This is a genomic window from Variovorax sp. Varisp85, from assembly GCF_047304045.1.
Taxonomy (GTDB): Bacteria; Pseudomonadota; Gammaproteobacteria; order Burkholderiales; family Burkholderiaceae_C; genus Variovorax.
This window is the reverse complement of record NZ_JBGLYN010000179.1, coordinates 1-216: the sequence shown is the minus strand read 5'-3', so window position 1 is coordinate 216 and position 216 is coordinate 1. Positions and strand designations below refer to the sequence as shown.

Sequence of the window (216 nt, the reverse complement as noted above, 5' to 3'; positions counted from 1 at the left end):
GAGGCGCTCATCGTCGAGGTCAGCGCCAACAAGGCCGCGAACTTCGGCGTGCAGTGGCAGAGCGCGCTGGGCAACAATGCGGTCATCGGCACCAATTCCAGCCTGAACAAGACGAACATCCTGGCGCTGACCCAGGCGCTGGCCACCCGGAATGCCGCCGGCCTGGCGACGTCGATCCAGCCGGGGCTGAACCTGGGCATCGCCGGCAAGATCGGC

General features: G+C 67.1%; 1 protein-coding gene. It reads left to right on the top strand.

Annotated features, from left to right (window positions below):
- A partial coding sequence (locus ACCC97_RS28930; RefSeq protein WP_413336427.1) for a hypothetical protein occupies positions 1–216 on the top strand: 216 nt, incomplete at both ends.